We start from the raw sequence: 13,214 nt of genomic DNA on the forward strand, positions 1-13,214 counted from the left end.
TTCTCTGATTGAAAGGGAGTTGCCCCATGTTGAGCTCTTTACTGGCCGTATTTATCGGCGGCGGCGTCGGCAGCGTTTTGCGCTGGGCGGTAAGCATGAAAATGAACCCGCTGAACGCCCACATTCCGCTCGGTACGCTGATGGTCAATCTGATCGGCGGTTTTATCATCGGCCTGGCGATGGCGATTTTCACCCGCATGACGCATCTGGATCCCACCTGGAAATTGCTGATCACCACCGGGTTCTGCGGCGGCCTGACCACCTTCTCCACCTTTTCGCTGGAGGTGGTGTACCTGATGCAGGATGGCCGCTTCGGCTGGGCGCTGGCCAACATGCTGCTCAACCTGGCCGGCTCGCTGGCGATGACGCTGCTGGCTTTCATGCTGGTGATGTGGGCCAACGGGCGCTAAGCCCTTAATGTTTCCTTAATCTTGCATGCGCATAATCTCATCCAGTACTCCTGACTGGATGAGAAACCGCTATGTTTAGCCTGCCGAAAACCGCCGCCGAAGCGATTGCCGTTGCGCTGTGCGTGCTGATCGTCGCCGCCTTTATCAAATCCTACCTGTTCGCTTAAGCGCTTTTTCCCGCAGCACGCGTTCATGTTGCGTCTTTCCCGCCGGTTACACTACAATTGAGAATGAACGTTCACACCCAAAAATGTGAACCCGGCTCACGCGTAGCAAAGGATCGGGCAGATGCTCTCCCCCAACGACAGTAAACAGGCCAAGGTGCAGGCCCGCCGCGATCAGATCGTCGAAGCGGCGAAAACCAGCTTCCGCCGCCACGGCTTCCACGCCGCCAGCATGGCGGAGATCGCCCAGGGCTCGCAGCTCAGCGTCGGGCAAATCTATCGCTATTTCGCCAATAAAGACGCGATTATCGAAGAGATCGTCAACCGCATCATCGCCAGCAAGATGCAGCGGCTGGAAAACCTTGGCGATCACATCAACCTGATCGCCGGCACGCTGGCGGCGCGCACGCTGTTTCAGCAGCCGGGCGAGAGCGAAACCGACCACATGCTGATGCTGGAAGTGACCGCCGAGGCCACGCGCAACCCGGTGGTGGCCAAAATGCTCAGCGATGCGGAAGCGCGGCTGTTTCGCCACGTGTGTCACAATCTGCAGCGGCTGTATCCCCATTTCAGCGCGGAAGAGATCGCCGCACGGGTGGAGTTTATCGCCGTTATGAGCGAAGGCACCGGTTACCGTATCCTTACCACGCAAAAAGCCGATGCGTCCCTGCTGCGCGATCTGTATCAGCAGGCCATTTCTCACCTGTTCAGGAAACGCTAATCTCCCATGACCAAACACATAGCCAGACAACGTCTGGTGTACGCCGTCGTGCTTGGCCTGTTGGCCGCGCTGGGGCCGCTGTGCACCGATCTCTATCTACCCGCCCTGCCGGAAATGGCGGGCGAACTGAATACCTCCACCGCCGCCGCACAGCTCAGCCTGACCGCCGGGTTGCTAGGCCTGGGCGTCGGCCAGCTGATTTTCGGCCCTTACAGCGACAAACTGGGCCGCATGCGCCCGCTGTTGCTGTCGCTGATCCTGCTGCTGGGCGCTTCGCTGTGGTGCGCCCTCGCGCCCACCATCGACCAGTTGCTGATCGCCCGTCTGCTGCAGGGCATCGCCGGCGCCGGTGGCGCGGTGATTTCCCGCGCCATCGCCCGCGATCTGTACGCCGGCCATGAGCTGACCCGCTTCTTCGCCCTGCTGATGCTGGTCAACGGCCTGGCGCCGATCGTCGCGCCGGTGTTGGGCGGCGTGATGCTGCAGGTGATGAACTGGCGCGGCATCTTCGGCGTGCTGGCGGCCATCGCCGTGCTGCTGTTCAGCCTGTCGGCGCTGAAGCTGCGCGAATCCCTGCCGGTAGAACGCCGCAGCCAGGGCGGTATCCTGGCGATGCTGATGTCGCTGGGCGGGTTGCTGACCCAGCGCTATTTTATGGGCCTGTGCCTGACGCAAGGTTTCGTGATGACCGGCATGTTCGCCTATATCGGCGCCTCGCCTTTCGTCTTGCAGCAGATTTACGGCCTCAGCCCGCAGATGTTCAGCCTGTGCTTCGCCATTAACGGCGTCGGGCTGATCATTGCGGCGCAGCTGGCCAGCAGCCTCAGTTCACGTTGGGGTGAGCGGCGGGTGTTGAGGGGCGGGCTAACGCTGGCGGCCGTCGCGTCGCTGTTGCTGCTGTTGGCCGCCGCACTGCATGCGCCGCTGGTGTTACTGCTGGTGCCGCTGTTCTTTTCGGTGGCGGTGATCGGCATCGTCGGCCCGACCGCCTCTTCGCTGGCGATGCAAAGCCAGGGAGACAAAGCGGGCAGCGCTTCGGCCTTGATCGGCGTGTGCATGTTCGCCCTCGGCGCCTGCGCCGTGCCGCTCACCGGGCTGGGCGGCACCTCGGGCCTGTCGATGGCGCTGACCATCGTCGGCTGTTACGCCATCGCCATCCTGCTGTTCAGCCTGTTGGCCCGCCGCAGCGAGGCATAACGCGCCCAATAAAAAACCCGCTCAATGAGCGGGTTTTAAGAAATTCAGCTACGCAGCTTAGATAGCAGTAACGTTAGCGGCAGATGGGCCCTTGGCACCGTTCGTGATTTCAAACTCTACACGCTGGCCTTCAGCAAGCGTTTTGAAACCGTTGCTAACGATGGCAGAGAAGTGAACGAAAACGTCCTTGCTACCATCTTCCGGAGTAATGAAACCGAAGCCTTTGGATTCATTAAACCACTTAACGCTACCTTTAATCTTAGACATCAAACTTACCTTTAACGTGAATGAAAGACACAAAACCTGTGTCGATTACAGTACAGCAAGCAGGCAGGATTTTGTCCACCACCGCGATCACAGAAATCCGATAAAGAGTGAAAAAATCCGTGTAGCCCGGTGTAAATGGATTGCACCGGTTGCGATAAGCTCCCGTTCCAGGTCAATCCTCTCCACGCGCCGGCGAACAATGCGCGAACGGCCAAACCCGCCCGCTTACCCCAGCGTTGACGTCCCCATGCAGACGCAATCGCTATGAAATATAACCAGATGGTCTTTTTGCTTCGGCGGCCTCTGCACTAGGGTTAGGGTTTATTTCCCACTGTGAGCCAAGCCTATGACCAGCCAGTTGGCAGACAAAATCATCGCCTATCGGCGTGAGCTGCACCAAAACCCGGAGCTTTCCAATCACGAATTCGCCACCACCGCTCGGCTGACGCGCTGGCTGCAAGAGGCGGGCATTAACCTGCTGCCGCTGGCGCTGAAAACCGGCGTCGTGGCGGAGATTGGCAGCGGCAAGGGGCCGATCATCGCGCTGCGCGGTGACATTGACGCCCTGCCGATCGACGAAATCGCCGACGTGCCCTTCAGCTCGCAAAACCGCGGCGTGATGCACGCCTGCGGCCACGACTTTCACACCTCGGTGATGCTCGGCGCCGCACACCTGCTCAAAGCGCGTGAGGCCGACCTGCCCGGCACGGTGCGCATCTTCTTCCAACCGGCGGAAGAGACCTTCAACGGTGCCCGGCATCTGATCGACGCTGGCGCGCTGGATAACGTTGCGGCGGTATTTGGCCTGCATAACGCGCCGGAGCTGCCCACCGGCACCTTCGCCACCCGCGCCGGGCCGTTCTACGCCAACGTCGATCGCTTCCAGATCCTCATCACCGGCAAAGGCGCGCACGCCGCCAAACCGGAACAGGGCGTCGACACCATCGTCACCGCCAGCCAGATCGTCGGCGCACTGCAGACGCTGCCCAGCCGCAGCTTCAGCTCGCTGGAATCGCTGGTGGTGAGCGTAACGCGCATCGAAGGCGGCAATACCTGGAACGTGCTGCCGCAAACTGTGGAGCTGGAAGGCACGGTGCGCACCCACAGCGACGCGGTGCGCCGCCAGGTGCCGGACAAAATTCGCCAGGTGATCGACGGCGTTGCCGCCGCGCTGGGCGCGCAGGCCGAACTCCGCTGGCAGCCGGGGCCGCCGGCGGTGATCAATGATCCGCATTGGGCGGCGTTCAGCAAAACCGTCGCCGCCGAGGCCGGTTACCGGGTCGAAGAGGCGGAACTGCAGATGGGCGGTGAAGATTTCGCGCTGTATCTGCACCATGTGCCGGGCGTATTCGTCAGCATCGGCTCCGCCAGCGAATTCGGCCTGCATCATCCGCGTTTCAATCCCGATGAACGCGCTCTGTTCCCCGCCGCGCAATATTTCACGCTGCTGGCGGAACGCACGCTGCAACAATTAACCACCGCACCGGAAAAAGCCCTCAGCAACGCCTGAATAACGGTAAAGCGTATTTTCCCGACGCCGCGGATGCCGCGTCGGGGATTATTTTTTCGCTCGCCGTGATATTTGCAATTTTCAACATTTGAATATGCTGTTTTGTTGTTTTACATCCCGCCGCCGCTCATCAATAGTGGGCACATCAGACACCGCGCGCCTCTGCGGCGCATGACAGGATAATTACGATGAGCGACAACGCGACTAATCAACGGCAATTGCGGCTGGGTGCCATTCTGCATGGCGCATCGGGAAATATGTCCGCCTGGCGCCACTCGGACGCCACCGCCGACGCCAGCATCAACCTCGAATTTAATATCGCCACGGCGAAAAAAGCCGAACAGGGGAAATTCGATTTCGTCTTCGTCGCCGATGGGCTATATATCAACGAAAAGTCCATTCCGCATTTTCTTAATCGTTTCGAACCGCTCACCCTGCTGGCCGCGTTGTCCGCCGCCACCGATAAAATCGGCCTGGTGGGCACCCTCTCCACCTCCTACAGCGATCCGTTCACCGTCGCCCGCCAGTTCGCCAGCCTCGATCACCTGAGCAACGGCCGCGCCGGCTGGAACGTGGTGACCTCGCCGCTGGAAGGCTCGGCCAAAAATTTCTCGCGCAAAGAACACCCGGAGCACAGCCTGCGTTATCGCATCGCCGGCGAGTTTCTCGACGTTGCCAAAGGGCTGTGGGACTCCTGGGAAGACGACGCCTTCGTGCGTAATAAGGCCAGCGGCGAATTTTTCCGCGCCGGCAAACTGCACACTCTCAATCACCAGGGGGAATTCTTCTCGGTACAGGGGCCGCTGAACATCGGCCGCACGCCACAGGGGCGCCCGATCCTGTTCCAGGCCGGCGCCTCCGAAGACGGCAAACGGCTGGCGGCCCAACACGCCGATGCGATCTTCACCCATCACGACACGCTGGAGCAGGCGCAGGATTTCTACCAGGACGTGAAGCGGCAGCTGGTGGAACAGGGGCGCGAACCGGACGATCTGCGCATCTTCCAGGGCGTCAGCGTAATCGTCGGCGACGACGACGCGGACGTCGAGCGCCAGTACCAGGAGACCGCCCGCCTGGTCAGCATCGAGAATGCCCTCAACTACCTCGGCCGCTACTTCGAGCATTACGACTTCGCCCGTCATCCGCTGGACGCCCCCTTCCCCGACATCGGCGATCTGGGGCAAAACAGCTTCCGCAGCACCACCGACGCCATCAAGCGCAGCGCCCGCGAGCGCAACCTCACGCTGCGCCAGGTGGCGCTGGAAGCCGCCTCGCCGCGCCCGGTGTTCAGCGGCACGCCGGAAGCGGTGGCGGATGGCCTGCAACGCTGGTTCGACGGCAAAGCCGCCGACGGTTTCATCATCAGCGGCGGTACGCCCAACGCCTTCGGCCACTTCGTCGATCGGGTAGTGCCCATCCTGCAGCAACGTGGCCTGTTCCGCCAGGCGTACCACGGCGACACGCTGCGTGAACATCTAGGCCTGAAGCGCCCGTTGAACAGATTCACCCAATAATAAGATTGCTTTCAGGGATACCCGCTATGCAGAAAACCGTTACCGCCGCCCTCGTGGCGGCCTTGCCGAGCCTGACCGGCGCCGCACAGGCGGGCACCGGCATCGATTTGCAGACCTATGCCCCCCCTATTCACGCGCCGAAGAACCCGCAGGCGAACGCCATGGTCAACCGCAGGGGCGAGAGCGCCGAACGCCTTGCGCAGTCGGAAATCAACCCGCCCGGCCAGGGCGATTAGGAGCGCGCGATGACGCAAGACACCTTCATTCAGACGCTGCCGACCGACCCGCTGATCGCCCCGGTGATCGAAGGGCTGTTCGGCGAATATCGTCAGCGCTACGGCGACTATTTTGGTGACCAGGAACCGGAAGCGCTGGATCTATACGCGCCACCGCAAGGAGCCTTCATCGTGCTGCTGCGCGCCGGTGCGCCGATCGCCATGGGCGCCTTCAAACGCTATGACGCACAAACCGCCGAGCTGAAGCGCATCTGGACGCGGGGCGATCTGCGGCGCCAGGGCCTGGCGCAGCGGGTGTTGCAGCAGCTCGAAACGCTGGCGCTGGCGCAGGGATATCGCCGGCTCTATCTGACCACCGGTTTTCGCCAGCCCGAAGCGGTGGGCCTGTATCTGAGCAACGGGTATCAGCCGCAGTTCGATCCCACCGTCGACAGCGAGGTTTACAGCCGCCCACCCTACGATGGCCGCCTGCCGTTCCGCAAAAGCCTGATTGCAGAGGACGCATGTTGTTGCGCGTCGGAAAGGAAAATCGCCTAAGGCCCCTTTATCTGTATCAGGAGACATGACATGTCCAAACAAGACGTCTTGAAAGTGGTGCCCGCCCGCTATCCGCTGCGGCTGATCGGCGCGCTGTTTTCGCTGTTTATTCTGGCCGCCATCGTGCAATCGGTGGCGGGCAACGCGCGCTGGGAATGGGGCGTGTTCGCCGAGTGGTTCTTCGCGCCGGCGGTGCTGGCGGGGCTGGGGCAAACCCTGCTGCTGACGCTGCTCGGCACGCTGTTCAGCATCCTGTTCGGCACCTTGCTGGCGCTGGCGCGACTGTCGCGCTCTTACCTGTTGGCGTCGCTGGCCTGGGGTTATATCTGGCTGTTTCGCTCGCTGCCGCTGATTCTGGTGCTGATCATCCTGTACAACTTTTCCTACCTGTACGACGCCATCTCGCTGGGCATTCCCTTCACCTCGGTGGTGTTCGCCAGCTATCCGACCATCGACATTCTCGGCCAATTCGCCGTGGCGGTGCTGGGCCTGACGCTGGTGCAGTCCGCCTACACCGCCGAGATCATCCGCGGCGGCATTTTGGGCGTGGATTACGGCCAGCACGAAGCGGCGGCGGCGCTGGGCCTGCCGGGCTATCGCCGCACCTTCCGCATCATTCTGCCGCAGGCGCTGCGCTCCATCATTCCGACCGGCTTCAACGAGATCATCAGCCTGGCGAAAGGCACCTCGATCGTTTACGTGCTGGCGCTGCCGGAGCTGTTTTATACCATTCAGGTTATCTATAACCGCACCCAGCAGGTGATACCGCTGCTGATGGTCGCCACCGTCTGGTATCTGTTCATCACCACCGCGCTGTCGGTGATCCAATACTACATCGAGCGCTATTTCGCCCGGGGCGCGGTGCGCGAACTGCCGCCGACGCCCTGGCAGAAACTGGCCGGCTGGCTAAAACGTTAGGAGATCCGCATGTCTGAAGCCATTGATTATTACGCCTTGCCCGAACAGCCGGCGCGCAATCTCACCCCGGTGCCGGCACGCGGCCTGATCGAAATCAGCAACGTCAGCAAGTTCTTCGGCAAGCACAAGGCGCTGGACGACGTCAGCCTGACGCTGCAGCCGGGCACCGTCACCGTGATCCTCGGCCCTTCCGGCTCCGGTAAATCGACGCTGCTGCGTGCGATCAACCACCTGGAGCGCGTGGACGAAGGCTTTATCCGCATCGACGGCGACTACGTCGGCTATCGCCGCAAGGGCAACCGGCTGTATGAGCTGAAGGAAAAGGCCATCCTTCGGCAACGCATCAACGTCGGCTATGTGTTCCAGAATTTCAACCTGTTCCCGCACCTGACAGTGCTGGAAAACATCATCGAAGCGCCGGTGGTGCACAAAATTCACTCCCGCGAACGGGCGAAAGCGGTGGCCTATGCGCTGCTGGATACCGTCGGGCTGCGCCACAAGGCGGACGCCTACCCGCGCCACCTCTCCGGCGGCCAACAGCAGCGCATCGCCATCGCGCGCGCGCTGGCGCTGAACCCGAAGGTGATCCTGTTCGATGAACCGACCTCCGCGCTCGATCCCGAGCTGGTCGGCGAAGTGCTGGATGTGATAAAGGGGTTGGCGGATCTGGGCGTCACGCTGGTGGTGGTCACGCATGAAATCGGCTTTGCGCGCGAAGCGGCGGATCGGGTGGTGTTTATGGTCGATGGACAGATCGTCGAGCAGGGCGACGCCAGGCAAGTGCTGGCCCAGCCGCAGCATCCGCGCACCGTCAACTTTCTCAACAAAGTGCTGTGATCGTCGGGGCGCCGCGGCGCCCCGTACCCGAGCTGCTTACCGGCCGGCGAAGCGCCGCTTCTCGGCGGCGAAATCCAGCGGGCGGATCCCCTGCTGGTTTTTATCCTCTTCGGTCAGCAACGCCGGCGGAATAAACCACGTCACCTCGAACAGCAGCCCGTCCGGATCGTGGCCATAAATGCTTTTGTGCACGCCGTGATCCTCTTCCAGCCCGAGAATGCCGCGTTCGGCCAGCTGGTGACGAATGCGCTCCAGCTCTTCCAGGCTGTCCACTTCCCAGGCCAGATGGTACAGCCCGGCCGCTGGCTCATGCTCCGCCGGCGGCTCGTTGTTGGCGCGAAAGACCCCGGCGCGCTGCTGGCCCAGGTTCTTGCTGAACAGCGCCAAATCGTGATCGTTGTCCGAATCGGCGGCCTGGGTAAACACCGCCCGATCGGGGCTGTCGGACGGCTTGAGCTTGAACCCCAACACCTGATGATAAAAGTCGGCGCTCTGCCGCACGTCGCTGACATACAGCACGGCGTGATTGAGACGTTTGATGCCCATCGCTATTCCTTTACGCATTGAATGAAGTCAGCATGAACATAGCATGTGGGGGGAAAGCCGCTAAATGCCGTTATCGCATGACGAAATGCCGCCCGCGCAATCTGTCGCTGCAAGACATTCCGCGCTATCATAAGCGCTGTATAGAACCCTTTTGTGAGAATAGCGATGAACGGCAAGATAACGACTTTTTTTGAAGACAAAGGCTTCGGCTTTATTACCGACGAGAACGGAGAAAATCGTTATTTTCACGTGATTAAAGTGCAAAACCCGGAGCTGATTAAGAAAAACGCGGCGGTGACCTTCGAACCGACCAACAACACCAAAGGCCCGTCGGCTTATGCGGTTAAAGTGTTGGCGCCCAGCAAATACATCATCATAGCCAATGAAAGAATCAAGATCGCCAGCATCAAGTCTTTCAATACCTTCAGCAAGGAAGTGCCGGCCAAAGCCGACGTGGATAAAGAGAACACCGTGCTGTCGGTCGGCCTGCTGATGAACCGCATTCGCCCGCAGGCAGAAGATCAGGCGCAGACCATGCAAACGCTGCGCATGCTGACCATTACCACCTTCCAGAACACCACCCATACCTTCTCCGAGCACGAGATCGATATGGATGAGACCATTAAGGCGCTGAAAAGCCTGTAAGCGCCGGTTGCCCAGCGTCGAGCCCTAGCGGAACAGGATATGCTCGACGCTGTTGCCGCTCACCACGTTGAACGACTCCACCCGATTACGCCCCTGCGATTTGGCGCGATACAGCGCGATATCCGCCATATTCATCAGTTGCTCCAGCGATTTCACCTCATTCATCGCCAGGCTGGCGACGCCGACGCTGATGGTGATTTTCAGCGTCTGTTTGCCTTCCGCCTGCAGTTCCGCCTGCTCCACCAGCCGGCGCAGATGTTCCCCCAGCGCCACGCCCTGCGCCGCCAGCGCGCGCGGCAGCATGATGGCGAACTCTTCTCCGCCCAGGCGGCCGAACAGCTGATCGTGCCGCAGCTCGCGCCGCACGATGTGCGCGAACGACGCCAAAACCTGATCGCCGGCGCTGTGGCCGTGCGTATCGTTGATCTGCTTAAAATGGTCGATGTCGATCAGCAGTAGCGACACCGCCTCTTTCGAGCGGTGCTTGTGTTCCAGCAGCTCGCCCGCTTTGCGCGTCATCGCGCTGCGCGCCAGCACCCCGGTCAGAAAATCGTGGTTGGCGCTGTGCTCCAGACGCCGCATCAGTTTGCGGTTGGCGGCGATAGAGCTGGCGAGGATCAGCGGCCCCATCACCAGCATGGCGATGCCCAAGCGGGCGGACATCAGCGTGTCGAGGAAGGCGTTGTGGTTGTTCGGCGTTTCGTACAGCACCAGGTTGGCGGAAATGCTGCTGATCTCGGTCATGCCGGTCAACAGCGTCAGCAACGTCACGGGGAACAGCGGGTAGCGCACCGCGCACCACAGCAGCGCCGGGATCGGGAAGGCGATAGCGCCCGGCCCGCCGATATAGACGCTGAATATCAGCGACAGCAGCAGCGCCAGCAGCGGCAGGCAGCCCTTCAGGCGCCAACGCACCTGCATGCGCAGCAGCTGCTTCAACCGCGGCGCCGCCATCAGCACCGGCAACAGCAGCAAGGTCGTCGAGAACTGCTCGCTGAACCAGGCCAGCCAGGCGACCACCACCGTGTTGTTGTACAGGCTGTCGTTGCGCAGCACCGACAGCGTCGACGCCACCGCCGCGCCGGCCAGGCTGGCGCTGAACATATAGAGTATCGCCTGGGGTTTGCCCATGCGCCGTTGAGATTGGGGCAGCATCAGCATGATGCCGTAACCGACGGCGATCAGCGACATGTTGCAGGCGTTCAGCCACAGCGCCAGAGACCAGCCTTCGCCGGTGCTGAGATCGGCGGCGACCATGCCCAGATAGGTGGTAAGCCAGCCGAGCGGCGTGGCGTAAACGGGTTTTCGCAGCAGCAGGCCGAGCAGAATCGCATTCACCGGCCAAAATAAGGAAAGCGAGCCAATCGGCCGGCTAAGAATACCCACCAGGGAAAGTAAAAAGGCCAGCATGAAAAGATTGATCAGCTGAACCGTTAGCGGCAGGCCATGCCTGGCGTTTATTCTGGCGTTCATCGCCTCGCCCATATTTTGCTAATAACCAGAATAATAATGTGCATACTCTCTCGCCCGGCCAGTGAGGGATAGTCAATCCGAATTTCAACCAAAAAAGCCAGACAAATCAATAATAAAAAGCATTAACATTTAATTAACAGACTTTTCTTAGCCTGATGCGCCTGCGGCGGACTCCCCCCGCATAGCGTCAGCAAATAATGCCCGCTCTGCTGTCAGCATAGCGCATAGCGTAATAGGCCGCCGAGGGCGTTAATTACATTAATAAGTTTATGGTTATTGGTCGTTGAATGCTGTTTGAATAACTGCGCGATTATTTTCCTGCAACTGGGCCGCCCGTGCAATAACAACCCCAAAAAAGCCCGCATAGCGCGGGCTTGCCTGAACAACAGCAAATCGACAGTGACAACACGGCCATGCCTTGCATGCCCGTGCTGCCGCGCAGTATAGCGGTGCAAGCTTAAGCAGACCTTAGCAACAAAAAACCCGGCCTAGGAACCGGGAATATTTGTACGAAATGCAGTGTTAGCCCAAGCAGGCTAATAACATTTCGCAGCTTACACGCCAATTGTGCAGAGAAAATGAACGCGGCGTCCGTTCAACCGCACCGCCGCCCTCTCTGCACGGAAGGGCTTACGCCAGTTTGGCGGCAAAGCCCGCTACGCGCTGGCCATAAAGCTTGGCGGTCGCCAGATCGCCCGACAGCATCTCATCCACGCCGGCATCCGCCGGGGTCTGCACCAGCAGCCCCACCGAACCGCCCAGGTTATTGACGTCGGTGCGCTGCGCCGATTTGGTGTTGGCCGGCATCAGCCCCAGGCTGACCCACAGGCCGCCATGTTGTGAAGCCAGCGTCTGCAGCGCGATCAGCGTTACCTGCTTGTCGCCGTTCAGGCTGGCGCTGTTGGTAAAGCCGCCGAACACTTTGTCTTGCCACTTGCGGCCGAACCAGGCCTTGGAGCTGGCGTCGGCGAATTTCTTGAACTGCCACGACGGGCCGCCCATATAGGTCGGCGAACCAAAGATGATGGCGTCCGCCTCATCCAGCGTCTGCCAGGCTTCGTCGCTGATATCGCCGTTCTGATCGATGGCGATCAGTTCCGCCCCGGCGCCTTCCGCCACGACTTTCGCCAAACGCTCGGTATGGCCGTAGCCGGAATGAAACACCACTACTGTCTTCGCCATAGAAATTCTCCACTCATTGCACAAAGGCGCCGACGGCGCCCCTCTCGCGTTCAATCTAATCAAGCGCGCAGCGGCTGAATACCAAATAAAACTGACGGTGTTATTCAAAAAAATCGCGTTACTCTGCCAGGCATGCGCAGATAAAAAAAATCCCGCGCAAGGCGGGATAAACTTAACAGGGATGGGGTAATACACTACAGGGAATGGATAACACACAACATCATCGGGTAGAGCTACAGTACCAATCCCAATGTATAGAACTGTCATCCCCGCGTAAGTTTGCTCGGCCAGATGTAACGCCGAATGGGAAATATGACATTTTTCTCAACGCATCACGAACAGGCGCGACTCAAACCGCCGCTCTTGAAGATGCCGGTATTGCCCGCCCCCCGGCGACGAACGGCCGAAGTTCGAAAAATCGGCGCAATCAGCGCACCGCCGCACGGCCCTCAGCGGATTTCAACAGTGATATCCGGGTAAGCTTGCTCACCGTCGCTGAGGTAATGCCCCAACGCCCGGTAAGCCATAACGTACAGCACGGCGGCGGCGCACAGGCACAGCAAGGTCACGAGCAGGAATCTGGATTTGCGCACGATAGGCTCCGTGGAGAAATTTTCGCCTATTGTAGCGCGGCAAAATAAACGAAGGTTCAATTGCCGGCGGGTCAAGCGCCTCACCCTCACTCGGCGAGGCGGCTTCATATCATTTCTTCAGCATGTAGATAAACGAATCGACGGTTTCGCCGCCGGCGGTGGTGACGCTGACCGCCACTCGTTCATAGCCCTCACCTTCAAACGCATCGAGAGTCGGCCAGTGGTTGACGAGGTTAGCTGAACGGAACAGAAACCCGTTCACCCGATTGCCACTGTTATCCAGCACGATGCCCGGGTAGCCCATCTCGGCGCCCCAGCCTTCGTTAAGCAGCGAGCCGCCGACGCTGCCTTCTTCCCAGCTGCCGCCGATGGCTTCCATAATGTGCGCGTTGGGCCTGCCCGGCCCCAGGGTGCCGTAAACGAATAAGCTTTGCATTTTTCTCTCTACTACTCACTGAAAGTTA

General features: G+C 60.1%; 16 protein-coding genes. 10 read left to right on the forward strand and 6 right to left on the reverse strand.

Annotated features, from left to right (window positions below):
- Nucleotides 1–26 precede the first annotated feature (26 nt).
- The 3 genes from crcB to REA38_RS23325 all read left to right on the forward strand — a co-directional run bounded on the left by crcB (nucleotide 27) and on the right by REA38_RS23325 (nucleotide 2,492).
- On the forward strand, nucleotides 27–410 hold the full coding sequence (gene crcB, locus REA38_RS23315; protein WP_039566950.1) for a fluoride efflux transporter CrcB: 384 nt from the start codon (nucleotides 27–29) through the stop codon (nucleotides 408–410).
- Nucleotides 411–698: 288 nt separating this feature from the next.
- Nucleotides 699–1,295, forward strand: coding sequence for a TetR/AcrR family transcriptional regulator (locus REA38_RS23320; protein ID WP_038877424.1), 597 nt, complete (start codon nucleotides 699–701; stop codon nucleotides 1,293–1,295).
- Nucleotides 1,296–1,301: 6 nt separating this feature from the next.
- Complete coding sequence (locus REA38_RS23325; RefSeq protein ID WP_308886712.1) at nucleotides 1,302–2,492, forward strand: multidrug effflux MFS transporter; 1,191 nt, start codon at nucleotides 1,302–1,304, stop codon at nucleotides 2,490–2,492.
- A gap of 57 nt (nucleotides 2,493–2,549) precedes the next feature.
- Here the strand turns inward: REA38_RS23325 and cspE are convergent, their stop codons facing one another.
- Entirely contained in the window at nucleotides 2,550–2,759 is a 210-nt protein-coding gene (cspE, locus tag REA38_RS23330; RefSeq protein WP_004940030.1) for a transcription antiterminator/RNA stability regulator CspE, read from the reverse strand.
- A 346-nt stretch (nucleotides 2,760–3,105) separates the two neighbouring features.
- On the opposite strand from cspE, the gene REA38_RS23335 reads away from it, so the two are divergent.
- From REA38_RS23335 to REA38_RS23360, 6 genes are all read left to right on the forward strand, one after another.
- Nucleotides 3,106–4,269 (forward strand): M20 peptidase aminoacylase family protein, encoded by a 1,164-nt coding sequence (locus tag REA38_RS23335; RefSeq protein ID WP_103829762.1) that lies wholly within the window; start codon nucleotides 3,106–3,108, stop codon nucleotides 4,267–4,269.
- A 188-nt stretch (nucleotides 4,270–4,457) separates the two neighbouring features.
- Nucleotides 4,458–5,783 carry an LLM class flavin-dependent oxidoreductase gene (locus REA38_RS23340; protein ID WP_308886713.1) on the forward strand — a complete coding sequence of 442 codons (1,326 nt, stop codon included), beginning with the start codon at nucleotides 4,458–4,460 and terminating at the stop codon, nucleotides 5,781–5,783.
- A gap of 26 nt (nucleotides 5,784–5,809) precedes the next feature.
- Nucleotides 5,810–6,019 (forward strand): hypothetical protein, encoded by a 210-nt coding sequence (locus REA38_RS23345; protein ID WP_308886714.1) that lies wholly within the window; start codon nucleotides 5,810–5,812, stop codon nucleotides 6,017–6,019.
- 9 nt (nucleotides 6,020–6,028) lie between these two features.
- Complete coding sequence (locus tag REA38_RS23350; RefSeq protein WP_308886715.1) at nucleotides 6,029–6,556, forward strand: GNAT family N-acetyltransferase; 528 nt, start codon at nucleotides 6,029–6,031, stop codon at nucleotides 6,554–6,556.
- Nucleotides 6,557–6,586: 30 nt separating this feature from the next.
- On the forward strand, nucleotides 6,587–7,474 hold the full coding sequence (locus REA38_RS23355; RefSeq protein ID WP_049199974.1) for an amino acid ABC transporter permease: 888 nt from the start codon (nucleotides 6,587–6,589) through the stop codon (nucleotides 7,472–7,474).
- Between the two features lie 9 nt (nucleotides 7,475–7,483).
- Nucleotides 7,484–8,311 carry an amino acid ABC transporter ATP-binding protein gene (locus REA38_RS23360; RefSeq protein WP_033637416.1) on the forward strand — a complete coding sequence of 276 codons (828 nt, stop codon included), beginning with the start codon at nucleotides 7,484–7,486 and terminating at the stop codon, nucleotides 8,309–8,311.
- Between the two features lie 36 nt (nucleotides 8,312–8,347).
- Here the strand turns inward: REA38_RS23360 and REA38_RS23365 are convergent, their stop codons facing one another.
- Nucleotides 8,348–8,857 carry a VOC family protein gene (locus REA38_RS23365; protein WP_033637415.1) on the reverse strand — a complete coding sequence of 170 codons (510 nt, stop codon included), beginning with the start codon at nucleotides 8,855–8,857 and terminating at the stop codon, nucleotides 8,348–8,350.
- 165 nt (nucleotides 8,858–9,022) lie between these two features.
- Here REA38_RS23365 and REA38_RS23370 point away from each other — a divergent pair, with 165 nt between their 5' ends.
- Nucleotides 9,023–9,502, forward strand: a complete 480-nt coding sequence (locus REA38_RS23370; RefSeq protein ID WP_308886716.1) for a cold shock domain-containing protein — start codon at nucleotides 9,023–9,025, stop codon at nucleotides 9,500–9,502.
- Between the two features lie 24 nt (nucleotides 9,503–9,526).
- Here the strand turns inward: REA38_RS23370 and REA38_RS23375 are convergent, their stop codons facing one another.
- The 4 genes from REA38_RS23375 to REA38_RS23390 form a co-directional block, all read right to left on the reverse strand.
- Entirely contained in the window at nucleotides 9,527–10,975 is a 1,449-nt protein-coding gene (locus REA38_RS23375; RefSeq protein WP_033653356.1) for a GGDEF domain-containing protein, read from the reverse strand.
- 630 nt (nucleotides 10,976–11,605) lie between these two features.
- Nucleotides 11,606–12,157, reverse strand: a complete 552-nt coding sequence (locus tag REA38_RS23380) for a flavodoxin family protein (RefSeq protein WP_033653217.1) — start codon at nucleotides 12,155–12,157, stop codon at nucleotides 11,606–11,608.
- A gap of 449 nt (nucleotides 12,158–12,606) precedes the next feature.
- On the reverse strand, nucleotides 12,607–12,750 hold the full coding sequence (locus REA38_RS23385; protein WP_162882640.1) for a hypothetical protein: 144 nt from the start codon (nucleotides 12,748–12,750) through the stop codon (nucleotides 12,607–12,609).
- A 109-nt stretch (nucleotides 12,751–12,859) separates the two neighbouring features.
- Nucleotides 12,860–13,186, reverse strand: coding sequence for a gamma-glutamylcyclotransferase family protein (locus REA38_RS23390; RefSeq protein ID WP_033647222.1), 327 nt, complete (start codon nucleotides 13,184–13,186; stop codon nucleotides 12,860–12,862).
- Nucleotides 13,187–13,214: the final 28 nt, after the last annotated feature.

This window comes from Serratia sp. MF1(2023), from assembly GCF_030954545.1.
In the GTDB taxonomy this organism is placed as follows: domain Bacteria; phylum Pseudomonadota; class Gammaproteobacteria; order Enterobacterales; family Enterobacteriaceae; genus Serratia; species Serratia sarumanii.